Source organism: Pseudomonas sp. Y3 TE3536, from assembly GCF_053629175.1.
The window spans coordinates 4,089,761-4,114,617 of the sequence record NZ_JBRJHU010000001.1; the positions used below are offsets into that span (position 1 = coordinate 4,089,761).

Below are 24,857 nucleotides of genomic sequence, written 5' to 3' on the forward strand. Positions count from 1 at the left end.
AATTTATAAGTAGCGCTTCCGACCCTGGAGGAGTATTGATGGCTTCCCGGCGCAATGTCGGAGGGAGTCACCTCAATGGATCGCAAGCCAAGCAATCAGGAAGTCGCTGTGGCGATCGGCATTAGCGAAGCGGAAGTCATTCGGTACAGAAGCGAGACGTTGTTGCTCGGCGATGGGTCATGGCTCATCCACTTCACATTCTTGATGCCCAAAGAGCTTCGGTTCGGCCTGACCGGGAGCTTTACCCACATCTTGAAAGCGGCGCCGCCGGCCGGTGACCGGCGAGTGGAGGCCCTGTAAACGTAGGCTCTGGTGGCAAGGGCAGGGGATTTCGCCCATTCTGTGGCCGATGCAGCGTATAGTGACAAACGAGTTGCTGCATTTCAGTGACTCCTCTATCGAGGTTCAGTCATGAATGCCTCCCATCAGTCCCCCACGCACAAAGCCCACCTGCGGCTAGACGAGCAGATCAAAGCATTCCTTTCAAAAGGCGGAGCCATCCAGGAAGTGGCGTCTGGCATTGGTGCATCTGATCGTGTCGGCCCCAAGCTGCCATCGGCGAGGTGGCCCAGCTCCAAAGTCGTCAGATAAGGCGAATGGGGTCGCACAGCGACCCCAATGACGGCTGAAGAAGCGTTATTGAGGTGGGTAGCGTGCCAAGTCCGCTTCCAGCTTTTCAGCGTCGCCTACCCGCTTGCGCACTTCGGCGTAAAACTGCTGGCTTTGGTTCTGAAACCGAATGTAGTCGCGGTCGCACGCTTCTTGCGCGGCCGTGAGTTCGTGGCCGGCAAGCCCCTGGGTGGATTGGCGTGACAGCATGTAGGCCTGCCAGCAGTTCTCTACTTTGAGCAACCCGCGAGCGAACGCTTTTGTCTCGATTGTCGCCATTGGAGCACCCTCTTTGTGCCGAAAATCGGCACGTCGGTGTGGATCGCCAGAGCGACGATGGGCAATGTGTGGAAAAAACCGAATACCCAAGTATTGGATAGTGGAGCTTAGTGCGTTTTGAAGGTTGCGCTCGTTGGTCAGCCGGTCGGGCGATGCAATAGAAAAGAAAAGCCCGCCTACAAGGGGCGGGCTAAAAGAACGTACGGAGCAAGGTCAGTGTGCCGCCCCTATTGTCGGCAATACGTGAAGCGGGGGTCATGAGGCTGTTGTTTTGGTGTGGGTAGGGGGCGTATGTGGGCTGCGAAGTGTAAGGCGTTGGCGTTTCTGCGCTTATAAGATCGAGCGCCGCCCGCGCGGCGCTTCGCAGCACAAGGCTGCTCCTACATCTGTTTCGGGCCAGTCACGCCTATGGCATCTGCCTTGGTTGCCCGACCCGATATCGCGCCATGCGCCAAGGAGCCGCGCGCCAATGCCCCAGGAATAACTGGCCCGAAACAGATGTAGGAGCAGCCTTGTGCTGCGAAGCGCCGCGCGGGCGGCGCTCGATTTCAAACGCGCTAAAAATCTCAAGCCAGGCCCTTCGCCCCGCTATCAAAAAATCACCGCCCAAAAAAAGCCCGCCATGAAAAGGCGGGCAAATAACGTTTGAAGGGAGAGCCTGCAGATTGCGCCCGCTCCGTTAACTCAGCATTAAGCCGCAACCCATTGACCTCGCCCCCTGTTCAGCCTATACAGGCCTCCCGCCATTCCAGGAGCCCGCCCCGCATGCGCGACGAAGACGATCTGCACGAGCCCGAGCATGACCACCTGCTCGACCACGAATTCCTTTACGACGGCATCGACCCCGAGGCAGACGCCCAAGGCGCGGAAGACCCTGTCGAGGAGGATGAGGAAACGCTGGATGACCTCGATGACGAGGAACGTGATCATCCAGCCTGGTTCGACGACTGCGAAGACGCGTGAGTCAGCGACGGTCCAGTGAGAAGCGGCCGGGGCCACTCACGGCCAGCAACAGCAAGCCGCCAATGATGCTCAGGTTTTTCAGGAACTGGGTCATGTTGGCGCTGCGCTCGGGGTCGACCATGTTCCAGAACGGGTGGCCGATCAGTGCGGTGCCCAGCACGAACAGTGCAAACAGGAAGGCCAGCGGGCGCGTGTAGAACCCCAGAATCAGCACGATGCCGACGAAAAACTCCATGATCACCGCAACGGCCGCGGCGATCGTAGGGGCAGGGGCGCCGAGGGAGGTCATGTAGCTGACCGTGCCTTCAAAGCCGGTCAACTTGGCCCACCCGGACACAACAAACAGAATCATCAGCAGAATGCGGGCAACCAGGATGATGAAGTCGCGTTGACCATCGAACAGGGAGTAGCGCATGGCGGCATACCAGTGGACGGGGACAAGCTCCACTCTAGCAGTTGCACCGGGGATTTCCGCTGGGCAGCAAAAAGGCGCCACCAGGGCGCCTTTTCGAAGGAATTTGGTGCGAGTGGCGGGACTCGAACCCGCAAGGCTCACGCCGACAGATTTTAAGTCTGCTGTGTATACCAATTCCACCACACTCGCACTTGAATGGGCCTTGACGACCGACGGGCTTCTAAGCAGATGTATCTAAGTAGAAAGCGCGTTGCATTCAAGCGCGCTTTATAACCCATTGTTATAGTTGCGTCAACCGCAGCACCTATGATCAAGGGAAGACAGCCCTCACCCGTGGCCGCAATGCCTGTACTCGTCGACCGAGAACGCTGACAATCAGTTGCCACAAGGGCGGCTGCAGAGGACACTCCTGATCACGCCCAATTCCTCCCCGCTGTGCCTGTGGAGTTTGCATGGTTTCAGCTGACTGTCTCGAACACCCTGTCATGCCCGCGCACCGCTACGAACAGCTGGTTCAGTCGGTGGTGGACTACGCCATCTACATGCTCGACCCGACGGGGCATGTGGTGTCGTGGAACGCTGGCGCCGAACGTATCAAGGGCTACCGGGCCGATGAAGTGATCGGCCAGCATTTCTCGTTGTTCTTCACCCCCCAGGATTGTGCGCAAGGGCGCCCCGAACGCTTGCTGCGCCAGGCACTCGAGCAAGGCGTGGCGCAGGATGAGGGGTGGCGCGTGCGCAAGGACGGCTCGCAATTCTGGGCGCTGGCTGCGCTGGATGTGATTCGCGATGACCTTGGGCAGATCATTGGGCTGGCCAAGGTCACCCGGGACATTACCGACCGGCGCGAATCGGCACTGCAGCTCGACGCTGTGCGTGCGCAGCTGTTCCAGGCGCAGAAGCTCGAAGCGCTCGGCCAGCTGACGGGTGGGCTGGCGCATGATTTCAACAACATGCTCACGATCATCCTGAGTTCCGCCCGGCTGGCCCTCACCTCCCATGACCCGGAGCGCGTCCAGCGCCTGTTGCATCACATCCTCGAGGCCGGCGAGCGGGGCACCGAGCTGACCCAGCAACTGCTCAGCTTTGCCCGCCACCGCAAACTGGATGTCACGCGCATCGCGCCCCTGGAATTGATCGCTGCCACGCGTGGCTTGCTCGAGCATTCGCTGACAAGTGAAATCGACCTGCAACACCATTTGCCCGCGAGTCTGCCCGCCATCGAAGTGGATGCCGGGCAGTTGCAGATGGTGCTGCTCAATTTGCTGTTCAACGCCCGTGATGCCATCGAGGGTAAAGGCAGCATTGGCCTGGCGGTCGATGTTGTTGAACTGGCCGGGGATGTGGAAGGGTTGCGGGGCCGTTATGTGTGCTTCGAGGTGCAGGACAGCGGCAGCGGGATTGCTCCCGACGTACTGCCACGCATCTTCGAGCCGTTTTTCACCACCAAGGCCTTCGGCAAGGGCACCGGCCTTGGCCTCAGCCAGGTCTATGGCTTTGCCAAGCAGAGCAATGGCGCCATCAGTGTCGACAGCGTGCCTGGCCAAGGCACGTGCATGCGTCTCTATTTGCCCGCGTGTGACCCATAAGCGGATCGCCAACCTACAGGTACACACCATGGCACAAGCACTCAAGCGGCTGGTGACGGGGATCGAAGGGCTCGATGCCCTGCTCAAGGGCGGGCTGGTCGCGGGCGCGTCCTACATCATTCAAGGCCCGCCTGGCGCGGGCAAAACCATCCTCGCCAATCAGTTGGCCTGTGGCCACGTACAGGGTGGCGGCAGGGTGTTGGTGGCGACGTTGCTCAGTGAATCGCACGAGCGGCTGTTCCAATACCTTGGGACGCTGGCGTTTTTTGATCCGACCCTGGTGGGCGACCAGATCCAGTTTGTCAGTGCCTTCGATACCCTGGAGCAGGAAGGGCTCGATGCCGTGGTCAAGCTGCTGCGCCAGGAAATCAACCGTCAGCAGGCCAGCCTGCTGATCGTTGATGGGGTGCTCAATGCCCGCGTGCGCGCCGAAACGACCCTGGACACCAAGAAATTCGTCTCGGAACTGCAAGGCCACGCGGCCTTTGCCGGCTGCACCCTGCTGTTGTTGACCAGCGCCCGGCTGGACGAGGGCAGCCCGGAGCATACCATGGTCGATGGCGTGATCGAGCTGGGTGAGCAACTGGTGGGCAGCCGTGCCGTGCGCCATATTCAACTGCGCAAGACGCGTGGTAGCGCAGCCCTGTCGGGGCGCCATGAGTGCTTGATCGATGAAGTGGGCATGCATGTTTTTCCACGTCTGGAATCGCTGTTCAGCCACCCCAGCCACTTGGGTAACGCCAGCCTGAGCCGTGTTTCTTCGGGTATTCCGAGCCTGGATGCAATGCTCGACGGCGGGCTGGCCACAGGCTCGGTCAGCCTCATCATGGGGCCCTCCGGTATCGGCAAGACGTCCCTGGGCCTGGCCTTCCTTAGCGCGTGCACGAAAGAAGCCCCTGGTGTGCATTTCGGCTTCTACGAAACGCCAGAACGCCTGCGCCTCAAGGCGGCATCGCTGGGCTACGATTTTGCCGCACTGGAACGCGAAGGTGCGCTGCAGCTGTGCTGGCAGCCCACCACGGAGGGTTTGCTGGACCAGGTTGGTGCGCGCTTGCTTGAGCATATCGAGGCACAAGGCAGCAAGCGTGTGGTGATCGACAGCTTGGGCGCCTTCAGCCGTCTGGCAATCGACCCGACTCGGCTCAACGCGTTTTTCCGCGCCTTGACCGGCGAGTTGCGGGCGCGAGACGTCAGTGTGCTGCTGACCTGGGAGATGCGTGACATGTTCGGGTCGGAAATCATGGCCCCGGCACCGGATCTGTCGAGCATCGTCGACAACTTGATGCTGATGCGTTTCGTCGAACTGGATTCCCAGCTGCGGCGCATGCTGTCGATTCTCAAGGTGCGTGACAGCCACCATGACCCCGCGCTGCACGAGCTGTTGCTCGGCCCGCAGGGCATTACCTTGCGCAAGGCCTTCGAGGGCGCCAGCGGCGTGCTCTCGGGGACGCCAGTGCAGCAAGGCGGCGGGTGACGGGGCGGCTGATGAACACCATTCTGATCGTCGATGACGAATACCTGATCGCCGACATCCTCGGCTTTGCCCTGGAGGATGAAGGTTATCTGGTGGAAAAGGCGAGCAATGGCCTGAAGGCGCTGGAAGCACTGAAGGAAAAACGCGTCGAGCTGGTGATCACCGACTACATGATGCCATTGCTCAATGGTGAAGAGCTGGCACGCAGGATGCGCGATGAGCTGCAGCTAAGCGACTTGCCGGTCATCCTCATGAGCGGCGCGCAGGCCAGCCAAGGATGCCCGGAGCTGTTCGCCGCGGTGTTCGACAAGCCCTTCGATATGGACAGGATGATCGCCAAGGTGCGCGAACTGCTGGGCACCTGAGGCGCAGGTCGATCAAGCGCGTCCGTGCGGCTTGAGGCAGTGCTGCTCAGTGCGAGTCGTCGTGTTTTTCCGGGGCTGGGTTGCCAGCCTGGATACGCTTGAAGATCTCTTCGCGGTGCACCTGAACATCTTTCGGTGCATCGATGCCAATCCTCACCTGCATCCCTTTGACGCCCAGAATGGTGACTTTGATGTCATCGTTGATGACGATGCTTTCGCCAACCTTACGGGTGAGTATCAGCATGTAGTTCTCCTTGGTAATGTTGAAATCCGTCGGGCTAATTGCCGCGGCGGTGGGAGCCAGTCCCTCTTCCTTCTCATTAAAGACGCTTTCGGCGGATAGGAATTCCCCGACAGACAAATTCTGTTGCGTATCTTCAGGTGCAGGCGCCGGTAACTGCCGCAAGCGGTGTCCCGGCGAAGGTGCTCGGTGGCAAGAATAGGGGGGTTCAGCCCGGATGGGAAATTTCTCTGCATCATGGCCTAAATAGACAGTGTCAATGATCGTCCTGTTCCTCCAGCGCCTGTAGAAATAACAACAGCGCCACTTCTTCTGGATCCAGGCCTTTGCGATTACGTTTGCGGGGCAAGCTGGCCAGGCGGCCGAGGGCAAAGTGTTCCAGCACGGCTGGGTGGATGTAGCAGCGCCGGCATACCGCCGGGGTATTGCCCAGGCGCGTGGCGACCTGCTTGACGATGGCAGCGACCTGGCGTTTCGCTTCGGTTTCCGGCTCCCAGGCCAGCGGCCTGAGCAGGTTCAGCGCAAGGCTGCTGCCAGCCCAGGTGCGGTAGTCTTTGGCGGTAAAGTCAGCGCCAGTAAGCGCCTGCAAGAACTGGTTGATATCGCTGGAACCGATGCTGTGGCGTTGCCCCTCTTCGTCGAGGTACTGGAACAGCGCTTGGCCCGGCAGCTCCATGCAGCGCTTGAGCAGGTTGGCCAGGCGCCTGTCGTGCAAGGTGACATCGTGCTCGACGCCGCGCTTGCCACGGAACTGGAAGCGGATGGTGCCGCCTTGCACCTTGACGTGACGGTTGCGCAGCGTGGTCAACCCGTATGACTGGTTGTCACGCAGGTAACGCTGGTTGCCGATGCGGATCAGGGTGTGGTCCAGCAGGCTGACGACCAGTGCCATCACCTTTTCCCGGTCCAGGCCCGGTCTGGCCAGGTGGGTCTCCAGTTGCGAGCGCAATTTCGGCAGTGCCTGGGCAAATGCCAACATGCGCCCGTATTTGTGCTGGTCGCGCAGTTCGCGCCATTGCTCATGGTAGCGGTACTGCTTGCGGCCACGGGCGTCGCGGCCGGTGGCTTGCAGATGGCCTTGCGGGTCAGCGCAGATCCACACATCGCTATAGGCCGGAGGGATCACCAGTGCGGCAATGCGTGCGAGGGTGTCGGCGTCGCGAACCCGCTGCCCCTCGGTGTCCAAGTAGATGAAGCGGTCGCGCCAGCGCCGTCGGCTCAGGCCCGGTTGGCTGTCGTCAACGTAATGCAGGGTGCGGGGCAGGGGGCAGTCGAGCATTGGCGGCAGGCCTCGATCAGGTCTCAGATCAATGGACAACGGCCGCGTCAGGGTTGCTCAGCCCAATAAAGCCACCGACTTGATCTGGGCGACCAGGGCCTGGCCTGGGTGTAGGCCAAGCTGGTCTGCCGAGAAGCGGGTGATGCGCGCCAGCAAGGCATTGCCCCCGGCATCCAGGCTCACCAGCACATGGGCCGGATTGTCTGCCGGGCGGGTTTCGCGCACCTGCACCGGCAGCCGGTTGAGAATGCTGGAGGCGCTGTCCGCCGTCAGGGCCAGGCTCACGTCGCGCGCCTGCACCTTTACCCGCAGGGTGCTGCCCATGACGTGAGCGGGGTGGGCGATGCGCAGTATCGGCGCGCCGCTGCCGGGCAGGCGCAGGTCGAGCAGGTCGTAATAGGGGTCATGCCCGACTACCAAGCCTTCGAACACCACCCCGGCATCTTCGCCCTGGGCCAGCGACAGGTCCAGGCGTGCAAGCGTTTTGCCAATCGGGCCGCTGGCCACGGCCTGGCCTTGCTCCAGCAGCACCAGGTGGTCGGCAAGGCGCGCTACTTCGTCCTGGGCATGGCTGACATACACCAGCGGAATATCCAGCTCGTCATGCAGGCGCTCCAGGTACGGCAGGATTTCGCGCTTGCGCGGCCCATCGAGGGCAGCCAACGGCTCGTCCATCAACAACAGCCGTGGGCTGCTCAGCAGCGCGCGGGCGATACCGACGCGCTGCGCCTCACCGCCGGACAACGTGGCGGGCCGACGTGCGAGCAGGTGGCCGATGCCCAGCAACTGGCAGGCCTGCTCAAGGCTGACCTTGCGCTCGCTGGGCGCGACCCGGCGCCAGCCAAACTCCAGGTTGCCGCGCACCGACAAGTGCGGGAACAGGCTGGCTTCCTGGAATACATAGCCCACCGGGCGCAGGTGAGGCGCTTGAAAATAGCCGCGGCTGCTGTCCTCCCAGACCTCGCCGTTTACTTCGATGTAGGCGCTGGCGGCGTGCTCCAGCCCCGCCAGGCAGCGCAGGCAGGAGGTTTTACCAGACCCGGAATGGCCGAACAGCGCGCTGATCCCGCGCCCTGGCAGTTGCAGGTCGACATCCAGGGTAAAGTCGTCGCGCGCCAGTTTCAGGCGCGCCACAATCGATGCAGTCATATCAGCTCCAGCCAGCTTTGCCGCGGCGCCCCGCGTACAGCAGGAGCAGCACCAGGAACGAGAACACCAGCATGGCACCGGCCAGCCAGTGGGCTTGCGCATATTCCATGGCCTCGACGTGATCGAAGATCTGCACCGAAACCACGCGGGTTTTGTCGGGGATGTTGCCACCGATCATCAGCACCACGCCGAACTCGCCGACGGTATGGGCAAAGCCCAGAATGCTGGCGGTGATGAACCCGGGGCGGGCCAGCGGCAGCACCACATGGACGAAGGTGTCCCATGGGCTGGCGCGCAGGGTGGCAGCGACTTCCAGCGGCCGTTGGCCGATCGCGCCAAAGGCGTTTTGCAAGGGCTGCACCACAAAGGGCATGGAGTAAATCACCGAGCCGATCACTAAGCCGCTGAAGCTGAATACCACGCTGCCCAGGCCCAATGCCTGGGTGGCCTGGCCAAGCCAGCCATGGGGCCCGAGTGCGATCAGCAGGTAAAAGCCGATGACCGTCGGTGGCAGCACCAGCGGCAGGGCCACCACCGCGCCCACCGGCCCGCGCAGCCAAGAGCGCGTGCGCGCCAGCCACCAGGCGATGGGCGTGCCGACGATCAGCAGGATCAAGGTGGTCAGGCTGGCCAGTTTGATGGTCAGCCAGATGGCACCCAGGTCACTGGCGTCTAGTGGCATCAGAGCTCATAACCGTAGGATTTGATTACCGCGGCGGCTTTCGGGCCTTTCAGGTACTCGACCAGCGCCTTGGCAGCGGCACTGTCCTTGCCTTTGTTGAGGATCACAGCGTCCTGGCGGATCGGGTCGTGCAGGTTGGATGGCACGATCCAGGCTGAGCCGCTGGTGACTTTGCCGTCCTTGTAGATCTGCGACAGCGCGACGAAGCCGAGCTCGGCATTGCCGGTGGACACGAACTGGAAGGCCTGGGTGATGTTCTGCCCTTCGACGATCTTGCCCTTGGTGGCCTCGGTCAGTTTCAGCTTGTCGAGCACCTGGGTCGCGGCCAGGCCGTAGGGGGCGGCTTTAGGGTTGGCGATGGACAGGTGCTTGTACGTGTTCTGCTTCAGCACGTCCCCCTTGGCATCCACGTAACCTTCTTTCGCCGACCACAGGGCCAGGGTGCCGATGGCGTAGGTGAAACGCGAGCCTGGGACGATTTCCTTTTCCTGCTCGAGCTTGGCCGGGGTGCTGTCGTCGGCGGCGAGGAACACTTCGAACGGCGCGCCATTCTTGATCTGGGCGTAGAACTGCCCGGTAGCACCATAGGCGGCGACCAGCGTGTGGCCGGTGTCCTTTTCAAAGTCTTTGGCTATGGCCTGGATGGGGGCTGTGAAGTTCGCTGCGACCGCGACCTGGACTTCGTCGGCCCAGGCTGTGTTAAGGCAGATCAGGCTGGCCAGTGCAGTGGCGGCCAAGTGGAATGGGCGGATACGCATGAAGACAGCTCCTTGGGTTATCGTTATAGCGTGAACTATATAGCGATAGGCCATTGGCCGGGAAGGGGGCTGGACGACGACGGCGGTAATGGCCTGCAAGTGCTGTTCAACGCGATAAAGTTTGCAGTGCCTTGCTGGCAATTTCCTGGGTCAGCTCAGCTGCCGGCATGTGCCTGCCTAAGCGCAGCGCCTGGCCCGACCACAGGTTGCTGAAGTCGCTGTTGCCTTGCGGGTCGGTGATTGCACGCAGTGGCATCAGCGCGCCACCTGCCAGCGGGAAGCGCGGTGCCAGGTCGCTCATCGGCCCCAGCTCACGCATGATGCGGTTGTTGATGCCCCGCGCTGGGCGGCCGGTGAACAGGTTGGTCAGGGCCGTGTCGCTGGCGGGCGCCGTGTCCAGCGCGCGGCGGTGGGCCGCAGACACCTTGGCCTCGGGGCAGAACAGGTAGGCCGTGCCGATCTGCACGGCCGATGCGCCCAACGCAAGGGCCGCGACCAGGCCACGGTGGTCGGCGATGCCCCCGGCTGCAATCACCGGCACCGTGACCGCGTCGACGATCTGTGGCACCAGGGCGAAGGTGCCAATCTGGCTGGTGATGTCTTCGCTGAGGAACATGCCGCGATGGCCGCCCGCTTCATAGCCCATGGCAATGATCGCGTCACAGCCGTTGCGCTCCAGCCACAGCGCTTCTGCCAGCGTGGTAGCACTGGACAGCACCTTGGCGCCACTGGCCTTGACCCGTTGCAGCAGGTGGGGCTCGGGCAGGCCGAAGTGAAAGCTCACCACTTCAGGGCGCAACTGCTCGACCAGCTGGCAGCTTTGCTCATCGAACGGCGCGCGGTTGGAGACCGGCGTAGGGGCGTCGAAATCGGCACCCACCTCGCTGTAGTAAGGCTTGAGTACCTGCTTCCAGCGCGCCTCGCGGATCGCGTCGGGCGGTGGTGGTTGGTGGCAGAAGAAGTTCAGGTTCAGCGGCCGCCCAGGGCAGCCGGCGCGGAACGCTTCGATCTCATCACGTACCTGGTCACTGCTCAACATGGCGCAGGGCAGTGCGCCAAGGCCGCCCGCAGCGCCCACGGCAATGGCCATGGCCGAGCCCGTCGCACCTGCCATCGGGGCCTGCAGAATAGGCACTTCAATGCCCAGCAGATCGAGAATACGGCGGTCGGGCCAAGGGCTCATGCGGGTCTCCTTGCGGGCGGCGTGATCGGTGCGGCAGTACCTGCGGGGCGTTTACAGGGCCTTGCTGACCTGGATGTCGCTGATCTTTTCGGCGTCTTCGCCGTGGATCTTGCGCAGCGCTTGCAGCGCCTGCTCCTGGGAAGCATCGCTCATGAGTGCGAAATCCCAACGGCGCTCGCCGTCGATTTTGTATTTGATGACGTACTTGATGGTCTGGGTCATGGCGGTCTTATCTGAGTTTCGACGACGAGCGACGGATGATCTTGATCTTGTGGGTCAAGGTCGGCTTGCGCGTTACCGAGATCGGGCGCGTGGTCACGGTATCGAGGGTGATGTTCCAGAAACCGGTACTTGGAACGGTGATCTTGGCCGGGAACTTGTCGAAGGCACCACCATGGTAGGTGTGTCGACCGCCATTTTTGAAGCTGCGGAAGTTGGCGTCGTTCATCAGGCGGATGTTGCAGCGCTGGGAGCACTCGATGACGACGATATCGTCCTCGTTGAGGTGCTCGCGCTGGTGTACGAATTTCATGTGATGCTCCGCAAGGTTTGGATCTGCAAAGGCGAAAGATACCACGATGTCACGCTAAGCTGCCGCGCTCGATGGCCAGGCGTAGATAATTCTGCCAAAGCAGGGAGCAAACAGGCCTGGCTGTGGTCGAACTGGATTCTTGATGGCAGAGGTGCTGCAAATGAAGTGGATGGTGGCGGCGTTGTTCCTGGGGCTCGGGGGCTGTGTCAGCGTTTCGGAGCTTGAGCAGTCGCACGAAACGCTGGATGTGATGTCTGGCAAGACACCGCGTGAATACGCCGATTGCGTCAAGCAGAAGCTGGCCGATACCCGTGATCCGTTGGTCGAGGAGCAACGCGGTGATGGCTTGCGCCTGATCGTCCCGCAAAAGCTCACGGCCGGGGCTGGGCCGGCGGCACTGGTCGATATCGACTCGCGTGGCAGCGGCAGCAGCATTAAATTGCATGAACGGTTGAACAACTTCCCGTTGCGCCTGGGTGATGTGCGCACCGCAGCGACGCAATGCATTTCTGGCCATTGATCTGGCGCAACTGATGCGCGGTTAAACGGCCAATCGCTGTCACCTGGTCGGTGTTGGCGTTGTTGCGACTTGCCCTACGGGTCTAGTATCCATTTGCTTATGTTTTTTAAGCCTAAGCTTATAACAAAAGAAATGGAGATTCGTGATGACCCCGTTGAGTCGAGTCGTGATCGGCAGCCTGCTGATCCTGGCCTGGCCCACGGCGCATGCCGCCGATGGCCAGAAGATCTTCACCCAGGGTGGGGCGAACCCCGCCGCCATGGCCTGTATAGGTTGCCATGGCCCAGACGGCAAGGGCATTGCCGCTGCCGGGTTCCCTCGCTTGGCCGGCCTGCCGGCCGGTTACCTCAGCAAGCAATTGCAGGATTGGCGCAATGGCACCCGCAAGCAGCCGGTCATGGAACCGCTTGCCAAGGCCCTGAGCGACGACGAAATCAAAGCCGTCAGTGCCTACCTGGCCAGCCTCCCGGCTGAGCCAGCAGCCGATCTGCGCCGCCAGCAGATAGCCGATGACCCCACCACGCGCCTGGCACTGTATGGCGACTGGGGGCGGCAGATTCCGGGGTGTGTGCAATGCCACGGCCCAGGCGGCAGCGGCGTGGGTGAGCATTTCCCACCGCTGGCAGGCCAGCCTGCGGCTTACCTGGTAGCCCAACTGAATGCCTGGCGCGACGGCAGCCGCAGCAATGACCCCAACCAACTGATGGTCGGCGTGGCCAAGGCCATGACCGATGACGAGGTCAAGGCGATTGCCGCGTTCTTCGCCCGTCCCGCCCACCCGGAGGTCACGCCATGAAGCCGATGATTCCAGCCGTGCTGCTGTTGGCCATGGGCAGTGCCCAGGCAGCCCCGATCGCCATGGAAGACCAGTCGCAGTTGAAAGTGCCGGGCGTGCAGGCCGCGCCCCAGTTCGTGCCGCCAGCCGAGAGCGAGTTGCCGGACAATGCCTTTGGCAAGATGGTCCGCCAGGGCCATGCGCTGTTTGTCGATACCCGGCGGCTGATGCCCGAAGCCGTGGGCAACGGCATGAACTGCAGCAACTGCCACCTTGATCAGGGGCGCCTGGCCCACTCTGCGCCGATGTGGGGTGCGTATCCGATGTACCCGGCGTATCGCAAGAAAAACGACAAGGTCAACACCTACGCCGAGCGCATTCAGGGGTGTTTCCAGTTCAGCATGAATGGCAAGCCACCGGCGGCTGACAGCCCGCAGATGACGGCGTTGTCGGTGTATGCCTACTGGTTGTCGACCAAGGCGCCGACAGGCGTGGAGATCGCCGGGCGCGGCTACCCGGATGTCCCTCAGCCCAAGGGTGGCTACGACTTCAAGCGTGGCCAGCAGGTCTACCGTGACCAGTGTGCGATTTGCCACGGCGACAATGGCGAAGGGCAGCAGGTGGCCGGCGAGTATGTAATGCCGCCGTTGTGGGGCAAGGATTCCTACAACTGGGGTGCTGGGATGCACCGTATCAACACGGCGGCGTCCTTCATCAAATACAACATGCCGCTGGGCAAGCCTGGCAGCCTGAGCGATGAACAGGCCTGGGATGTGGCGGCATGGATCAACCGCCATGAGCGGCCGCAGGACCCGCGGTTGGTGGAGGGCTCTATCGAGAAGACGCGGCTGAAGTTTCATGCCAATGACGGGGTGAACCTGTATGGGCAGAAGGTCGAGGGGGTGCTGATCGGTCAGGGAACCGGTAGCTGATAGGGTTGCTGTGCTGGCCTCTTCGCGGGCCAGCACAGGCAACAACCGTTTTTGTCATCTACCCGTCACCGCCCTGCAACCACTGCCGGGTTGCAATGGCCGCCATCATCCTCAAGGAGCGCGGCCATGGAACTCTGTGTGATCGGGGCGGGGTATGTTGGTTTGGTGACGGCGGCCTGTTTTGCCGAAATGGGCAATCGCGTGGTCTGCCTGGAACGCGACCCGCAGCGCCTGATGCAACTGCGCCAAGGCCACTGCCCGATCCACGAGCCAGGCCTGCAGGCGCTGTTGCACAGCGCCATGCAGGCGGGCCGGCTGGCCTTCAGCGATGACTGGCAGCAAGCCCTGGCCGCCGCCGAGGTGGTGTTCATCGCAGTGGGCACACCGAGCCAGGAAGACGGCTCAGCCGACCTGCAGCATGTGCTGGCCGTGGCCGACAGCTTGGGGCGACACCTGACCCACCCGTGCCTGGTGGTGAACAAGTCGACTGTTCCCGTAGGCACCGCGGAACGCGTAGCCCGGCACATTGCGCTTGGCCTGCGCGAGCGTGGCGCAGCCTTTGTTGTCGAGGTGGCGAGCAACCCCGAGTTTCTCAAGGAGGGTAGCGCCCTGGAAGACTTCATGCGCCCGGACCGCATCCTCATCGGCACCGACAGCGCAGCCGCCAGCCAGTGCCTGCAGAGGCTGTATGCGCCGTTTGTGCGTAACCGTGAACGCATCCTGTTGATGGCGCCGCGCGCCGCCGAATTCAGCAAATACGCCGCCAATGCCTTTCTGGCCACCAAGATCTCCTTCATCAACGAGCTGGCCGGGCTTTGCGCGCAGCTGGACGTGGATATCGAGCAGGTGCGACGAGGCATTGGCAGCGACCGGCGCATCGGCAGCCATTTCATCTATGCCGGGTGTGGCTATGGCGGCTCATGCTTCCCCAAGGATGTCCGGGCGCTGATCCGCACCGCCGAGCAGCTTGGCTACCCGGCGGGTATCCTGCAGGCAGTGCAAGCCCGTAACGAAGCGCAGAAGACCTTGCTGTTCAAGGCGCTGCACCAGCATTTTGGCGGCTTCATGCGTGGGCGTAGCGTCGCGCTGTGGGGGTTGGCCTTCAAACCCGGTACCGACGACCTGCGCGAGGCGCCCAGCCTGGTACTGATCGACGCCTTGCTGGCGGCCGGTGCGCGGGTACAGGCCTGCGACCCGGTGGCGCTGGGCGGCATGGCAGGGCGCTACCCGCACGCCTTGGCCACTGGCCAACTGCGCCTGAGCGAAGACCCTTACGCCTGCGTCGAAGGCGCGGACGCCCTGGTACTGGTGACCGAATGGAAGCAATTCAGGCAGCCGGATTTCCTACGGGTGCGGGGGCTTATGCGCATGCCAGTGGTATTCGATGGTCGCAATATTTACGATGCTCAGGAACTATCTACACTGGGTTATCTCTATCATGGCATCGGTCGGCCTCAGGTGGGGCATTGTAAGGTGACTGCCGCCTGATTAGACTGCGCCGAATTCCACAGGCCTAGCCTTCGTTAAGGACGTATATGATCAAAAAATGCTTGTTCCCGGCCGCCGGCTACGGCACCCGCTTCCTGCCCGCTACCAAAGCCATGCCCAAGGAAATGCTGCCGGTGGTCAACAAGCCGCTGATCCAGTATGGCGTTGAGGAAGCGCTGGATGCCGGGCTGAACGAGATCTCCATCGTGACTGGCCGTGGCAAGCGTGCCTTGGAAGACCACTTCGACATCAGCTACGAGCTGGAAAACCAGATCAAGGGCACCGACAAGGAAAAATACCTGGTCGGCATCCGTCGTCTGCTCAACGAGTGCTCTTTCTCCTACACCCGTCAGACCGAAATGAAGGGCCTGGGCCACGCGATCCTCACCGGCCGCCCGCTGATCGGCGACGAACCGTTCGCCGTCGTCCTGGCCGACGACCTGTGCGTCAACCCGGAAGGTGACGGTGTTCTGACCCAGATGGTCAAACTGTACAAGCAGTACCGCTGCTCGATCGTTGCCATCCAGGAAGTCGACCCGCAGGAAACCAACAAGTACGGTGTGATCGCCGGCGAGATGATCCGCGATGACATCTTCCGCGTCACCGACATGGTCGAAAAACCGGCCCCTGAGGACGCGCCATCGAACCTGGCGATCATTGGTCGCTACATCCTGACCCCGGATATCTTCGATATCATCGCCAACACCAAGCCGGGCAAAGGCGGTGAAATCCAGATCACCGACGCCCTGCTGCAGCAGGCCAAAGATGGCTGCGTGATCGCCTACAAGTTCAAGGGCAAGCGTTTCGACTGCGGTGGCGCCGAAGGCTACATCGACGCGACCAACTTCTGCTTCGAGAACTACTACAAGACGGGCAAGGCTTACTGATAAGCCTGGCAGGTCTGAGAGCCACCCTTCGGGGTGGCTTTTTTGTTTGCGGCGGCCAACGGCGGTATGCTGGGCGCCAGCCTAGGAGACTGAATAAATGGCCTACGATTTTGATCTGTTCGTGATTGGTGCCGGGTCCGGCGGTGTGCGCGCTGCGCGCTTTGCCGCGGGCTTTGGCGCGAAAGTGGCAGTGGCCGAGAGCCGCTACCTGGGCGGTACCTGCGTCAACGTCGGCTGCGTGCCGAAAAAGCTGCTGGTGTATGGCGCGCACGTCGCTGACGAGCTGGAACAAGCCGCAGGCTTCGGCTGGACCCTGGAAGAAGGGCATTTCGACTGGGGCACCTTGATTGCCAACAAGAACCGGGAAATCGAGCGCCTCAACGGCATCTACCGCAACCTGCTGGTCAACAGCGGGGTGACCTTGTTGCAAGGCCATGCACGGCTCACCGGCGCCAACGAAGTGGACGTCGACGGCCAGCGCTACACGGCCGAGCACATCCTCATCGCCACTGGTGGCTGGCCGCAGGTGCCAGACATCCCAGGCAAGGAACTGGCCATCACCTCCAACGAGGCGTTCTACCTCAAGGCACTGCCACGCCGTGTGTTGGTGGTGGGCGGTGGCTACATTGCCGTCGAGTTTGCCGGCATCTTCCAGGGCCTGGGTGCCGCCACCACCTTGCTGTACCGCGGCGACCTGTTCCTGCGTGGCTTCGACGGCTCGGTGCGCACGCACCTGAAAGAAGAGCTGGAAAAACGCGGCCTCGATCTGCAGTTCAATGCGGACATCCAGCGTATCGACAAGCTGGATGACGGCAGCCTCAAGGCCACCCTCAAGGACGGCCGCGAGCTGGTTGCCGACTGCGTGTTCTACGCCACCGGTCGCCGGCCGATGCTGGACAACCTGGGCCTGGAAAACACCGGCGTCGAGCTGGATGCCCGCGGCTACATTCGCGTCGACGACCAGTACCAGACCACCGCGCCATCGATCCTCGCCATCGGCGATGTGATCGGCCGGGTGCAGCTTACCCCCGTGGCCCTGGCCGAGGGCATGGCCGTTGCACGGCGGTTGTTCAAGCCCGAGCAGTACCGCCCGGTGGACTACCAGAACATCCCCACCGCAGTGTTCAGCCAGCCGCCGATCGGTACCGTCGGCCTGACCGAAGAGCAGGCGCTGGAAGCCGGGCATAAGGTGCAGATTTTCGAGAGCCGTTTCCGAGCCATGAAGCTGACCCTTACCGACATCCAGGAAAAGACCCTGATGAAGCTGGTGGTCGATGCCGAGACCGACAAGGTCCTGGGTTGCCACATGGTTGGGCCGGATGCCGGTGAGATCGTCCAGGGCCTGGGGATTGCGCTGAAGGCCGGGGCGACCAAGCAGCAGTTCGACGAGACCATCGGTGTGCACCCGACGGCGGCCGAAGAGTTCGTGACCATGCGTACCGTTACCCGCTGATAATCGCGTGTGACGACACCACCCTGTGGGAGCGGGTTTACCCGCGAAGAATACAACGCGGTGTATGGCACCGGCTTTGCCGGTGTTCGCGGGTAAACCCGCTCCCACAGGGTTCTGCTGCACAAGCAGCAGCTGCGTTGTTCAGCGCAATCTCTTCTATTAATAAACCTTGGTTATAGCCAAAACCAATCACCAGCATCAGCTTTGCCAATGAGCCTTCAATGGGATGAACGGTTAGGATTCTCTCCATCAACTGATTCCAACCCCATGAAGGAGCGTCTCTCATGCCTATCATCAACAGCCAAGTCAAACCGTTCAACGCCACTGCCTACCACAAAGGCGAGTTCGTCCAGGTCAGCGAAGCCGACCTGAAAGGCAAGTGGTCTGTCGTGTTCTTCTACCCGGCCGACTTCACCTTCGTCTGCCCAACCGAACTGGGTGACCTCGCTGACAACTACGCCGAGTTCCAGAAGCTGGGCGTCGAGATCTACGGCGTGTCCACCGACACCCACTTCACCCACAAAGCCTGGCACGACACTTCGGACACCATCGGCAAGATCGAATACCCGCTGATCGGTGACCCGACTCACATCATCTCGCGCAACTTCGACGTACTGATCGAAGAAGCCGGCCTGGCCGATCGCGGTACCTTCGTGATCAACCCAGAAGGCCAAATCAAGATCGTCGAACTCAACGACGGTGGTGTAGGCCGTGACGCCAGCGAGCTGCTGCGCAAGGTCAAGGCTGCCCAGTACGTTGCCGCTCACCCAGGCGAAGTCTGCCCGGCCAAGTGGAAAGAAGGCGAAGCCACCCTGGCACCGTCGCTGGACCTGGTTGGCAAGATCTAAGGTCGTGCGCCAGTCGCGGGCGGTAAGCAGCCGCCAAAGCTGAAGTACCTACCGCCCCGCCAAACGCCCGGGCGCTACTGCCTGGGCGTTTTTGTATCTGAAGATTGAAAAAGGAATCGCCCGTATGTTGGACGCCACGCTTAAATCGCAACTGAAAACCTACCTGGAGCGGGTCACCCAGCCGATCGAGATCGTTGCCTCCCTCGACGACGGCGCGAAGTCCCGCGAATTGCACGACCTGCTGGTGGAAATCGCCGGCCTGTCGAACCTGATTACCCTGCGCGCGGACGGAAGCGACGCCCGTCGTCCTTCGTTCTCGCTCAACCGCCCGGGGGCTGACATCAGCCTGCGTTTCGCCGGCATCCCCATGGGCCACGAATTCACCTCCCTGGTGCTGGCGCTGCTGCAAGTCGGCGGCCACCCGTCCAAGGCCAGCGCCGACGTGATCGAGCAGATCCAAGGGCTGCAAGGCGAATTCACCTTCGAAACCTACTTCTCGCTGTCGTGCCAGAACTGCCCGGACGTGGTCCAGGCGCTGAACCTGATGGCGGTGCTCAACCCCAACGTGCGCCATGTGGCCATTGATGGCGCGCTGTTCCAGGACGAAGTCGAAGCGCGCAAGATCATGGCGGTGCCGAGCGTTTACCTGAACGGCGAAGTGTTTGGCCAGGGCCGCATGGGCCTGGAAGAGATTCTGGGCAAGATCGACACCAGTGCCGGCACCCGCCAGGCCGAGAAGATCAACGCCAAGGACGCATTCGACGTATTGGTAGTCGGTGGTGGCCCTGCTGGCGCCGCGGCGGCGATCTATGCCGCGCGTAAAGGCATCCGCACCGGTGTTGCCGCCGAGCGCTTTGGTGGGCAGGTGCTCGACACCCTGGCCATCGAAAACTTCGTTTCAGTGCAGGAAACCGAAGGGCCGAAGCTGGCCACCGCGCTGGAAGAACACGTCAAGCAGTACGACGTCGACATCATGAACCTGCAGCGCGGCGAGGCGTTGATCCCTGCCACCGACGGCGGCCTGCACGAAGTACGCCTGGCCGGTGGTGCCTCGCTCAAGGCCAAGACCGTGATCCTGGCCACCGGTGCCCGCTGGCGCGAAATGAACGTGCCGGGTGAACAGGAATACCGCGGTCGCGGCGTGGCCTACTGCCCGCACTGTGACGGCCCGCTGTTCAAGGGCAAGCGTGTGGCGGTGATCGGCGGCGGCAACTCTGGTGTGGAAGCGGCCATCGACCTGGCCGGCATTGTCGCCCAGGTGACGCTGATCGAGTTCGACAGCCAACTGCGTGCTGACGCCGTGTTGCAACGCAAGCTGCACAGCTTGCCGAACGTGAAGGTGATCACCAGTGCGCTGACCACCGAAGTGCTGGGCAATGGTGAGAAAGTGTCCGGTTTGCGCTACAAGGATCGCACCACCGATGAGCTGCATGACCTGGCGCTGGAGGGCATCTTCGTACAGATCGGTCTGCTGCCGAACACTGACTGGCTGAAAGGTACGGTCGAGCTGTCGCCGCGTGGCGAGATCATTGTCGATGCCAAGGGCGCGACCAACATCCCAGGCGTGTTTGCCGCCGGTGACGTGACCACAGTGCCGTACAAGCAGATCGTCATCGCAGTAGGCGAGGGCGCCAAGGCTTCGCTGGCAGCCTTCGATCACCTGATCCGCACCTCGGCGCCGGCGTAAGCCAAGCGCAAGCCTGAGGGTGTCTATGATTACCCCAGACACCCTCAGGAATCTCACCCATGACCCTGATCAGCCGCGAACCCTGGTGGCTAGTGCCACCCAAGCCCGGGCAAAAGGAGCAGGACCTGCACTGGGGCTATCTGGAAATCTACGCCGACGGCCGCACTGTGTTCGTCGACCAGCGCCCCAGCGATAAAGAACTGGCCGAGCGCAAAAGCTGCCGCAACTTCCCCGACCCCGAGCACTGAAGGGCTTAGCCTTCGAGCTCGGCCAGGCGCGCCTCCAGTGCTGCAATCCGGGCTTCCAAGGCCTCTATGCGCTCCTCCGAAACACTGCCGCCACTGCTGCGGGCGCCCCCTTCCTGCTGGCGCGCGGCCAAAATCGCCTCAATTTCTGCCGGGTCACCCAGCGCATGGGTATAGCGGTCTTCGCGTTGGCCTGCCTGGCGCGGCAGGTGCAAAGCCAAATTCCGTGAAATCAGGCGCTCCAGCTGGTGCTGGATTTGTTCAGTGTCGTCGAAGTCGTGCAGGCGGTTGCTGCGGCTGAGCAGCTCGTTGAGGGTTTGCGGCCCGCGCAGGAACATCAGGCCCATCAGCACCAGCTGCGCCGGCACCAGCTCCAGGGCCTTGTCCACGCGTTGCTCCCAGCGGTCGGCGCGGCTGCCCATCTGCAAGCGTGTCATGCCCTGGCCTTCAAGTGCGCGCAAGGCCTGGCCGACCTGGCCTTGGGTGAGGTTCATCACCGGCTCGCGGCTGGTCTTCTGGTTACAGGCCAGGACCAGGGCATTGAGGGTCAGTGGGTAGCTTTCCGGGCTGGTGGCCTGTTTTTCGATCAGCGAGCCGAGAATGCGGATCTCGGTGCTGTTGAAACGGCCTTCACCTGCGGTTTCGTGTTCTGACATGGCCCAGTCTCATTGCGAGGAAAAGGCCACTAGCGTAGGTAAAGCCGCTGCATTAGGCAATTGGCAGCGCTTGTTGAACGGCCTTGCCGGGGCTCCGGGCTGGTCGAAAGGGCCGCAAAGCGGCCCCAACACGCTTAAGCCCCGCGCCGCTCTTCTGCCTGGCACGCCGCTGCCGTGAACAGCACGTCGGTCGATGAATTCAGCGCAGTCTCGGCCGAATCCTGCAGCACGCCAATGATGAAGCCCACGGCAACCACCTGCATGGCGATCTCGCTGGGGATGCCAAACAGGCTGCAAGCCAGCGGAATCAACAGCAGCGAACCACCAGCCACGCCCGAAGCGCCGCACGCGCAGACCGCTGCCACCACACTCAGCAACACCGCAGTCGGTAAGTCGACCGGGATACCCAGGGTGTGCACGGCCGCCAGGGTCAGCACGGTGATGGTGATCGCGGCGCCGGCCATATTGATGGTCGCGCCCAGGGGGATCGACACCGAATAGGTGTCTTCATGCAGGCCAAGGCGCTCCGACAGTGCCAGGTTGACCGGAATGTTGGCGGCCGAGCTGCGGGTGAAGAACGCCGTGATACCGCTTTCGCGCAGGCACAACAACGTCAGTGGGTACGGGTTGCGGCGAATCTTCCAGAACACGATCAGCGGGTTCATCACCAGGGCCACGAACAGCATGCAGCCAATCAGCACGGCCAGCAGGTGCAAGTAGCCGAGCAGGGCGCTCAAGCCCGACTGTGCCAGGGTCGCGCTGACCAGGCCGAAGATGCCCAGCGGGGCGAAGCGGATGACCACGCGCACGATCAGGGTCACGCCGTTGGACAGGTCCTCGACCACAGTGCGGGTGGTTTCGCCGGCATGGCGCAGCGCCACGCCCAGGCCGATCGCCCAGGTCAGCACGCCGATGAAGTTAGCGTTGAGCAAGGCGTTGACCGGGTTGTCGACGGCGCTCAGCAGCAGGTTCTGCAGCACTTCCGTGATGCCGCCCGGCGCACTCAGGGCGGCGTCGCCGGCGCTCAGTGCCAGGTGCGATGGGAACAGCATGCTGGCGACCACGGCCACCACGGCTGCGGCAAAGGTACCCAGCAGGTACAGCCACAGGATCGGGCGGATGTGGGTTTCCTGGCCATGGCGGTGGTTGGCGATCGAGGCCATGACCAGGATGAACACCAGGATCGGCGCCACGGCCTTGAGGGCGCTGACGAACACCTTGCCGAGGAAGGCCAGGTTGCGGGCGACGTCGGGCGCCAGCAGTGCCAGGGCGATGCCCGCGAGCAGGCCGATGACGATCTGCGTCACCAGGCTGGTGCGGTTGAGGAGGCGGAAGACAGGGGTCATGTGCAGCGCAGTCTCGGTTTTTGAAAGGGCGGGACTTTACCACAGACCGCTGTAGGGCTTGCCGGCAATGAAGTGGGAAAAATTACCAGTGGAACAGCTCCCGCCGCGCCCCCTCGGTAATGGCCACGATGCCCGGGTGCTTGACCTTGCGCTCCACTGAGATGGCATAGAACGACTCATGCACCGCCTCGGTCTGCCCGATCAACTGCACGCCATACTGGCGGCACACCTCCTCGGCGATGACGCTGGGCGCGACGAAAATGCCGCTGCCCGATTGCCCGAATGCCTGCATCAAGGCGCTGTCGTCGAACTCGCCAACGATGCGCGGCTGCACCTGTTGCTCGCCCAGCCAACGGAGCAAGCGGCTGCGCACCACGGTTTCCTGGCCTGGAATCAACAGCGGCGCATCTTGCAGGCAGGCCGGGAAGGGGCCGGCATGGCGTTGTGCCAAGGCCTGGGTGGCGAAGAAACTCAGGCCGCACTCGCCCAGCTTCTGGCTGTAGCCCTTGATGTCTAGGTGGCTGGGCATCGGGCTGTCGGAGATGACCAGGTCCAGGCGCTGGATCGCCAGGTCTGCCAGCAGCCGCTCGAGCTTGTCTTCGCGGCAGTTGATGCGCAGCACCTCGTCCAGCTCCATGGTCGGCGCCAGCAGGCGATAGACGATGGATTTGGGGACCACGTCGGCCACGCCCACACGGAACAGGATCTGTTCCTGTGGGCCGGCACGCAGCAGGGCTTCGAGCTCGCCGCCGATCTGGAACATCTGCTCGGCATACACCAGCGTCTGGCGGCCGGTCTCGGTCAACTCCAGTTGCCGCCCGACCCGTTGAAATAGCTCCAGGCCATAGGTCTGCTCGAACAGGCTGATCTGCCCGCTGATGGTCTGGGGGGTCAGGTTCAATTGCTCACTGGCCCGCGCAATGCTGCCGGTCTTGGCCACGGCCCAGAAGTAGTGCAATTGGCGGTAGTTGAGCATCAGGTTTTTCTCGATTCGTAAAAACCGAAGTATAACCGCTGAAAATACGAATTTTCCTGATGTATTGGCCTCTTTAGAATGCGACTCCATCAGGCGCTGCGTGCGCCGCCGGAATATCGACAAGCGAGGAACCCATGTTGCAGCTTAAATCCATTGGCACGCCTTTGGTGTTGGCCCTGGCCCTGTTCACCCTGGCCGGCTGCGATCAGGCCGAGAAATCCGCCCAGCAGATGCTCGACCAGGCCGCCCAGTCGGCCAAGCAGGCCATCGACAAGACCAACGAAGCGGCGCAGCAGGCCCTGAGCGATGCCATCGGCAGCGAAGGCCAGCCGCCAAAAGACGTTGAAAAGCAAGAAAAGACCCAGGACATCTGACCCCAAGACCCGATGCAGGATTGATTAAATGGAATATTTGCTGGAACTCGCCGCAAGCCCGACCGCCTGGGTCGCCCTCGCCACGCTGGTGGCCATGGAGATCGTGCTGGGTATCGACAACCTGATCTTCATCTCCATCCTCACCAACAAACTGCCCCTGGAGTACCGCTCCAAGGCGCGGCGCATTGGTATCAGCATGGCCTTGGTCATGCGCCTGGCGCTGCTCAGCACCGTGGCCTGGATCGTCCAGCTGACCGAGCCTGTGGTCGATGTGTTCGGCCATAGTTTCTCGTGGAAGGACATGATCCTGATCGCGGGTGGCCTGTTCCTGCTGTGGAAGGCGACCAAGGAAATTCACGAGAACGTCGACCCGCACGGCGCCAAGGAAGAATCCAAGGCCGGTTCCACCATCACCTTGGGCTTCGCTGCGGCCATTGGCCAGATCCTGTTGCTGGATATCGTCTTCTCGATCGACAGCATCATTACCGCCGTGGGCATGACCGAACACCTGCCGATCATGATCATTGCCGTGATCGCTGCTGTGATCGTGATGTTGGTGGCGGCCGACCCGCTGGCCAAGTTCATCAATGACAACCCGACCGTGGTGATGCTGGCCTTGGGCTTCCTGATCATGATCGGCATGACCCTGATTGCCGAAGGCATGGGCGCTCACGTGCCGAAAGGGTATGTGTATGCGGCGATGGCGTTCTCGACCTTGATCGAGATCCTCAACATCATGGCCCGTCGGGCGCGGATGAAGCGCGAAGCGGCTGAGGGTTGATCTAGAAACAGCGGGGCCATGTGGGAGCGGGCTTGCCCCGCGAACACCGGCGAAGCCGGTGCCAACCACCGCGTGGCCCCATTCGCGGGTCACGCCCGCTCCCACAGGTATACATCAAATACGTGCGTTTAATGTGCCTCAACCTGCCGCCGCGCCCGGCGCACAGCCTGAGGTTCGGCCACACCCTGCGGTGGCAGGTGATGATGGGAATGACGCCGTACGATACGCAGTACACCCCACAGCATGGCGGCTGCGACGCTCAGCCACATACCTACCAGCATGAGGATTGCCAGGGTCAGGCTCATGTGTGCCTCCTTCTCTCGGGCCAGCGCGCTGTCAGCCAGGGCTCGCCTTACAGACACTTCATTAGT

Annotated in this window: 31 protein-coding genes and 1 tRNA gene; 17 read left to right on the top strand and 15 right to left on the bottom strand. The window is 62.1% G+C overall.

Going from position 1 to position 24,857, the window contains the following annotated elements:
- Window positions 1-75 precede the first annotated feature (75 nt).
- Window positions 76-300, top strand: a complete 225-nt coding sequence (locus AB7M33_RS18455) for a hypothetical protein (RefSeq protein WP_027592688.1) — start codon at window positions 76-78, stop codon at window positions 298-300.
- Between the two features lie 111 nt (window positions 301-411).
- Window positions 412-591: a hypothetical protein gene (locus tag AB7M33_RS18460; RefSeq protein ID WP_369124820.1), complete on the top strand. Its 180-nt coding sequence runs from the start codon at window positions 412-414 to the stop codon at window positions 589-591.
- Window positions 592-636: 45 nt separating this feature from the next.
- On the opposite strand, the gene AB7M33_RS18465 is transcribed toward AB7M33_RS18460, so the two are convergent.
- Window positions 637-888, bottom strand: coding sequence for a hypothetical protein (locus AB7M33_RS18465; protein WP_454243257.1), 252 nt, complete (start codon window positions 886-888; stop codon window positions 637-639).
- Between the two features lie 765 nt (window positions 889-1,653).
- Here AB7M33_RS18465 and AB7M33_RS18470 point away from each other — a divergent pair.
- A complete protein-coding gene (locus AB7M33_RS18470; RefSeq protein ID WP_085273068.1) occupies window positions 1,654-1,851 on the top strand; it encodes a hypothetical protein in 198 nt (65 codons plus the stop codon).
- 1 nt (window position 1,852) lies between these two features.
- Here the strand turns inward: AB7M33_RS18470 and AB7M33_RS18475 are convergent, their stop codons facing one another.
- Complete coding sequence (locus tag AB7M33_RS18475) at window positions 1,853-2,266, bottom strand: DoxX family protein (protein WP_085273069.1); 414 nt, start codon at window positions 2,264-2,266, stop codon at window positions 1,853-1,855.
- 104 nt (window positions 2,267-2,370) lie between these two features.
- Window positions 2,371-2,455, bottom strand: a tRNA-Leu gene (locus AB7M33_RS18480).
- A 263-nt stretch (window positions 2,456-2,718) separates the two neighbouring features.
- Here AB7M33_RS18480 and AB7M33_RS18485 point away from each other — a divergent pair.
- From AB7M33_RS18485 to AB7M33_RS18495, 3 genes are read left to right on the top strand one after another with little or no spacing between them, the layout of a single operon-like run.
- A complete protein-coding gene (locus AB7M33_RS18485; protein ID WP_454243258.1) occupies window positions 2,719-3,855 on the top strand; it encodes a two-component system sensor histidine kinase NtrB in 1,137 nt (378 codons plus the stop codon).
- Between the two features lie 28 nt (window positions 3,856-3,883).
- Window positions 3,884-5,329: an ATPase domain-containing protein gene (locus AB7M33_RS18490; RefSeq protein ID WP_454243259.1), complete on the top strand. Its 1,446-nt coding sequence runs from the start codon at window positions 3,884-3,886 to the stop codon at window positions 5,327-5,329.
- 11 nt (window positions 5,330-5,340) lie between these two features.
- Window positions 5,341-5,694: a response regulator gene (locus tag AB7M33_RS18495; protein ID WP_027592682.1), complete on the top strand. Its 354-nt coding sequence runs from the start codon at window positions 5,341-5,343 to the stop codon at window positions 5,692-5,694.
- 46 nt (window positions 5,695-5,740) lie between these two features.
- Here AB7M33_RS18495 and csrA read toward each other — a convergent pair whose 3' ends face one another.
- From csrA to AB7M33_RS18535, 8 genes are all read right to left on the bottom strand, one after another.
- Complete coding sequence (gene csrA / locus AB7M33_RS18500) at window positions 5,741-5,938, bottom strand: carbon storage regulator CsrA (RefSeq protein ID WP_023381281.1); 198 nt, start codon at window positions 5,936-5,938, stop codon at window positions 5,741-5,743.
- A 253-nt stretch (window positions 5,939-6,191) separates the two neighbouring features.
- Window positions 6,192-7,214, bottom strand: coding sequence for a DNA topoisomerase IB (locus tag AB7M33_RS18505; RefSeq protein ID WP_027592681.1), 1,023 nt, complete (start codon window positions 7,212-7,214; stop codon window positions 6,192-6,194).
- Between the two features lie 57 nt (window positions 7,215-7,271).
- Window positions 7,272-8,363, bottom strand: coding sequence for a molybdenum ABC transporter ATP-binding protein (gene modC, locus AB7M33_RS18510; RefSeq protein WP_454243260.1), 1,092 nt, complete (start codon window positions 8,361-8,363; stop codon window positions 7,272-7,274).
- Between the two features lies 1 nt (window position 8,364).
- Entirely contained in the window at window positions 8,365-9,045 is a 681-nt protein-coding gene (modB, locus tag AB7M33_RS18515; protein WP_027592679.1) for a molybdate ABC transporter permease subunit, read from the bottom strand.
- Window positions 9,045-9,803 (bottom strand): molybdate ABC transporter substrate-binding protein, encoded by a 759-nt coding sequence (gene modA / locus AB7M33_RS18520; RefSeq protein ID WP_099428849.1) that lies wholly within the window; start codon window positions 9,801-9,803, stop codon window positions 9,045-9,047. Before modA ends, modB begins: the two co-directional genes overlap by 1 nt.
- Before the next feature lie 106 nt (window positions 9,804-9,909).
- Window positions 9,910-10,986 carry an NAD(P)H-dependent flavin oxidoreductase gene (locus AB7M33_RS18525; protein WP_454243261.1) on the bottom strand — a complete coding sequence of 359 codons (1,077 nt, stop codon included), beginning with the start codon at window positions 10,984-10,986 and terminating at the stop codon, window positions 9,910-9,912.
- A gap of 51 nt (window positions 10,987-11,037) precedes the next feature.
- A complete protein-coding gene (locus AB7M33_RS18530) occupies window positions 11,038-11,208 on the bottom strand; it encodes a hypothetical protein (protein WP_265967880.1) in 171 nt (56 codons plus the stop codon).
- 7 nt (window positions 11,209-11,215) lie between these two features.
- Window positions 11,216-11,518 carry a DUF1883 domain-containing protein gene (locus AB7M33_RS18535; protein ID WP_027592676.1) on the bottom strand — a complete coding sequence of 101 codons (303 nt, stop codon included), beginning with the start codon at window positions 11,516-11,518 and terminating at the stop codon, window positions 11,216-11,218.
- A 160-nt stretch (window positions 11,519-11,678) separates the two neighbouring features.
- On the opposite strand from AB7M33_RS18535, the gene AB7M33_RS18540 reads away from it, so the two are divergent.
- The 9 genes from AB7M33_RS18540 (at window position 11,679) to AB7M33_RS18580 (ending at window position 20,356) form a co-directional block, all read left to right on the top strand.
- Window positions 11,679-12,038, top strand: a complete 360-nt coding sequence (locus AB7M33_RS18540) for a hypothetical protein (protein WP_027592675.1) — start codon at window positions 11,679-11,681, stop codon at window positions 12,036-12,038.
- 145 nt (window positions 12,039-12,183) lie between these two features.
- On the top strand, window positions 12,184-12,834 hold the full coding sequence (locus tag AB7M33_RS18545) for a c-type cytochrome (protein WP_186681141.1): 651 nt from the start codon (window positions 12,184-12,186) through the stop codon (window positions 12,832-12,834).
- Entirely contained in the window at window positions 12,831-13,745 is a 915-nt protein-coding gene (locus AB7M33_RS18550) for a c-type cytochrome (RefSeq protein WP_454243262.1), read from the top strand. The genes AB7M33_RS18545 and AB7M33_RS18550 overlap by 4 nt, the downstream gene beginning before the upstream one ends.
- A 126-nt stretch (window positions 13,746-13,871) precedes the next feature.
- Complete coding sequence (locus AB7M33_RS18555; RefSeq protein WP_454243263.1) at window positions 13,872-15,233, top strand: UDP-glucose dehydrogenase family protein; 1,362 nt, start codon at window positions 13,872-13,874, stop codon at window positions 15,231-15,233.
- Window positions 15,234-15,280: 47 nt separating this feature from the next.
- Window positions 15,281-16,120 (top strand): UTP--glucose-1-phosphate uridylyltransferase GalU, encoded by an 840-nt coding sequence (gene galU / locus AB7M33_RS18560; RefSeq protein WP_027592671.1) that lies wholly within the window; start codon window positions 15,281-15,283, stop codon window positions 16,118-16,120.
- A gap of 97 nt (window positions 16,121-16,217) precedes the next feature.
- Window positions 16,218-17,573 carry a glutathione-disulfide reductase gene (gene gorA / locus AB7M33_RS18565; protein ID WP_265967877.1) on the top strand — a complete coding sequence of 452 codons (1,356 nt, stop codon included), beginning with the start codon at window positions 16,218-16,220 and terminating at the stop codon, window positions 17,571-17,573.
- A gap of 284 nt (window positions 17,574-17,857) precedes the next feature.
- Complete coding sequence (gene ahpC, locus AB7M33_RS18570) at window positions 17,858-18,421, top strand: alkyl hydroperoxide reductase subunit C (RefSeq protein ID WP_027592669.1); 564 nt, start codon at window positions 17,858-17,860, stop codon at window positions 18,419-18,421.
- 124 nt (window positions 18,422-18,545) lie between these two features.
- A complete protein-coding gene (gene ahpF, locus AB7M33_RS18575; RefSeq protein WP_454243264.1) occupies window positions 18,546-20,108 on the top strand; it encodes an alkyl hydroperoxide reductase subunit F in 1,563 nt (520 codons plus the stop codon).
- A 59-nt stretch (window positions 20,109-20,167) separates the two neighbouring features.
- Window positions 20,168-20,356, top strand: coding sequence for a hypothetical protein (locus AB7M33_RS18580; RefSeq protein WP_027592667.1), 189 nt, complete (start codon window positions 20,168-20,170; stop codon window positions 20,354-20,356).
- 5 nt (window positions 20,357-20,361) lie between these two features.
- Here the strand turns inward: AB7M33_RS18580 and AB7M33_RS18585 are convergent, their stop codons facing one another.
- The 3 genes from AB7M33_RS18585 to nhaR all read right to left on the bottom strand — a co-directional run bounded on the left by AB7M33_RS18585 (window position 20,362) and on the right by nhaR (window position 23,331).
- On the bottom strand, window positions 20,362-21,009 hold the full coding sequence (locus AB7M33_RS18585; RefSeq protein ID WP_099428856.1) for a YceH family protein: 648 nt from the start codon (window positions 21,007-21,009) through the stop codon (window positions 20,362-20,364).
- Between the two features lie 134 nt (window positions 21,010-21,143).
- On the bottom strand, window positions 21,144-22,355 hold the full coding sequence (gene sstT / locus AB7M33_RS18590; protein WP_099428857.1) for a serine/threonine transporter SstT: 1,212 nt from the start codon (window positions 22,353-22,355) through the stop codon (window positions 21,144-21,146).
- A gap of 82 nt (window positions 22,356-22,437) precedes the next feature.
- Window positions 22,438-23,331, bottom strand: coding sequence for a transcriptional activator NhaR (gene nhaR, locus AB7M33_RS18595; protein WP_085273080.1), 894 nt, complete (start codon window positions 23,329-23,331; stop codon window positions 22,438-22,440).
- A 134-nt stretch (window positions 23,332-23,465) separates the two neighbouring features.
- Between nhaR and AB7M33_RS18600 the strand changes: the two genes are divergently transcribed.
- Window positions 23,466-23,705, top strand: coding sequence for a hypothetical protein (locus tag AB7M33_RS18600; RefSeq protein ID WP_027592663.1), 240 nt, complete (start codon window positions 23,466-23,468; stop codon window positions 23,703-23,705).
- 28 nt (window positions 23,706-23,733) lie between these two features.
- A complete protein-coding gene (locus AB7M33_RS18605) occupies window positions 23,734-24,486 on the top strand; it encodes a TerC family protein (RefSeq protein WP_027592662.1) in 753 nt (250 codons plus the stop codon).
- Between the two features lie 128 nt (window positions 24,487-24,614).
- Here AB7M33_RS18605 and AB7M33_RS18610 read toward each other — a convergent pair whose 3' ends face one another.
- Entirely contained in the window at window positions 24,615-24,791 is a 177-nt protein-coding gene (locus tag AB7M33_RS18610) for a hypothetical protein (protein WP_238217316.1), read from the bottom strand.
- Window positions 24,792-24,857 lie beyond the last annotated feature (66 nt).

What these genes read in the sequence shown, in the direction of transcription:
- csrA (WP_023381281.1), bottom strand. Translation starts at nt 5,938, where the DNA reads ATGCTGATACTCACCCGTAAGGTTGGCGAAAGCATCGTCATCAACGAT.
- AB7M33_RS18505 (WP_027592681.1), bottom strand. Translation starts at nt 7,214, where the DNA reads ATGCTCGACTGCCCCCTGCCCCGCACCCTGCATTACGTTGACGACAGC.
- sstT (WP_099428857.1), bottom strand. Translation starts at nt 22,355, where the DNA reads ATGACCCCTGTCTTCCGCCTCCTCAACCGCACCAGCCTGGTGACGCAG.
- AB7M33_RS18465 (WP_454243257.1), bottom strand. Translation starts at nt 888, where the DNA reads ATGGCGACAATCGAGACAAAAGCGTTCGCTCGCGGGTTGCTCAAAGTA.
- AB7M33_RS18490 (WP_454243259.1), top strand. Translation starts at nt 3,884, where the DNA reads ATGGCACAAGCACTCAAGCGGCTGGTGACGGGGATCGAAGGGCTCGAT.
- AB7M33_RS18530 (WP_265967880.1), bottom strand. Translation starts at nt 11,208, where the DNA reads ATGACCCAGACCATCAAGTACGTCATCAAATACAAAATCGACGGCGAG.
- AB7M33_RS18460 (WP_369124820.1), top strand. Translation starts at nt 412, where the DNA reads ATGAATGCCTCCCATCAGTCCCCCACGCACAAAGCCCACCTGCGGCTA.
- AB7M33_RS18485 (WP_454243258.1), top strand. Translation starts at nt 2,719, where the DNA reads ATGGTTTCAGCTGACTGTCTCGAACACCCTGTCATGCCCGCGCACCGC.
- AB7M33_RS18580 (WP_027592667.1), top strand. Translation starts at nt 20,168, where the DNA reads ATGACCCTGATCAGCCGCGAACCCTGGTGGCTAGTGCCACCCAAGCCC.
- ahpC (WP_027592669.1), top strand. Translation starts at nt 17,858, where the DNA reads ATGCCTATCATCAACAGCCAAGTCAAACCGTTCAACGCCACTGCCTAC.
- modC (WP_454243260.1), bottom strand. Translation starts at nt 8,363, where the DNA reads ATGACTGCATCGATTGTGGCGCGCCTGAAACTGGCGCGCGACGACTTT.
- AB7M33_RS18540 (WP_027592675.1), top strand. Translation starts at nt 11,679, where the DNA reads ATGAAGTGGATGGTGGCGGCGTTGTTCCTGGGGCTCGGGGGCTGTGTC.
- modA (WP_099428849.1), bottom strand. Translation starts at nt 9,803, where the DNA reads ATGCGTATCCGCCCATTCCACTTGGCCGCCACTGCACTGGCCAGCCTG.
- AB7M33_RS18470 (WP_085273068.1), top strand. Translation starts at nt 1,654, where the DNA reads ATGCGCGACGAAGACGATCTGCACGAGCCCGAGCATGACCACCTGCTC.
- AB7M33_RS18455 (WP_027592688.1), top strand. Translation starts at nt 76, where the DNA reads ATGGATCGCAAGCCAAGCAATCAGGAAGTCGCTGTGGCGATCGGCATT.
- AB7M33_RS18605 (WP_027592662.1), top strand. Translation starts at nt 23,734, where the DNA reads ATGGAATATTTGCTGGAACTCGCCGCAAGCCCGACCGCCTGGGTCGCC.
- AB7M33_RS18585 (WP_099428856.1), bottom strand. Translation starts at nt 21,009, where the DNA reads ATGTCAGAACACGAAACCGCAGGTGAAGGCCGTTTCAACAGCACCGAG.
- AB7M33_RS18610 (WP_238217316.1), bottom strand. Translation starts at nt 24,791, where the DNA reads ATGAGCCTGACCCTGGCAATCCTCATGCTGGTAGGTATGTGGCTGAGC.
- galU (WP_027592671.1), top strand. Translation starts at nt 15,281, where the DNA reads ATGATCAAAAAATGCTTGTTCCCGGCCGCCGGCTACGGCACCCGCTTC.
- AB7M33_RS18525 (WP_454243261.1), bottom strand. Translation starts at nt 10,986, where the DNA reads ATGAGCCCTTGGCCCGACCGCCGTATTCTCGATCTGCTGGGCATTGAA.
- AB7M33_RS18475 (WP_085273069.1), bottom strand. Translation starts at nt 2,266, where the DNA reads ATGCGCTACTCCCTGTTCGATGGTCAACGCGACTTCATCATCCTGGTT.
- AB7M33_RS18550 (WP_454243262.1), top strand. Translation starts at nt 12,831, where the DNA reads ATGAAGCCGATGATTCCAGCCGTGCTGCTGTTGGCCATGGGCAGTGCC.
- nhaR (WP_085273080.1), bottom strand. Translation starts at nt 23,331, where the DNA reads ATGCTCAACTACCGCCAATTGCACTACTTCTGGGCCGTGGCCAAGACC.
- AB7M33_RS18555 (WP_454243263.1), top strand. Translation starts at nt 13,872, where the DNA reads ATGGAACTCTGTGTGATCGGGGCGGGGTATGTTGGTTTGGTGACGGCG.
- AB7M33_RS18535 (WP_027592676.1), bottom strand. Translation starts at nt 11,518, where the DNA reads ATGAAATTCGTACACCAGCGCGAGCACCTCAACGAGGACGATATCGTC.
- gorA (WP_265967877.1), top strand. Translation starts at nt 16,218, where the DNA reads ATGGCCTACGATTTTGATCTGTTCGTGATTGGTGCCGGGTCCGGCGGT.
- modB (WP_027592679.1), bottom strand. Translation starts at nt 9,045, where the DNA reads ATGCCACTAGACGCCAGTGACCTGGGTGCCATCTGGCTGACCATCAAA.
- AB7M33_RS18545 (WP_186681141.1), top strand. Translation starts at nt 12,184, where the DNA reads ATGACCCCGTTGAGTCGAGTCGTGATCGGCAGCCTGCTGATCCTGGCC.
- AB7M33_RS18600 (WP_027592663.1), top strand. Translation starts at nt 23,466, where the DNA reads ATGTTGCAGCTTAAATCCATTGGCACGCCTTTGGTGTTGGCCCTGGCC.
- ahpF (WP_454243264.1), top strand. Translation starts at nt 18,546, where the DNA reads ATGTTGGACGCCACGCTTAAATCGCAACTGAAAACCTACCTGGAGCGG.
- AB7M33_RS18495 (WP_027592682.1), top strand. Translation starts at nt 5,341, where the DNA reads ATGAACACCATTCTGATCGTCGATGACGAATACCTGATCGCCGACATC.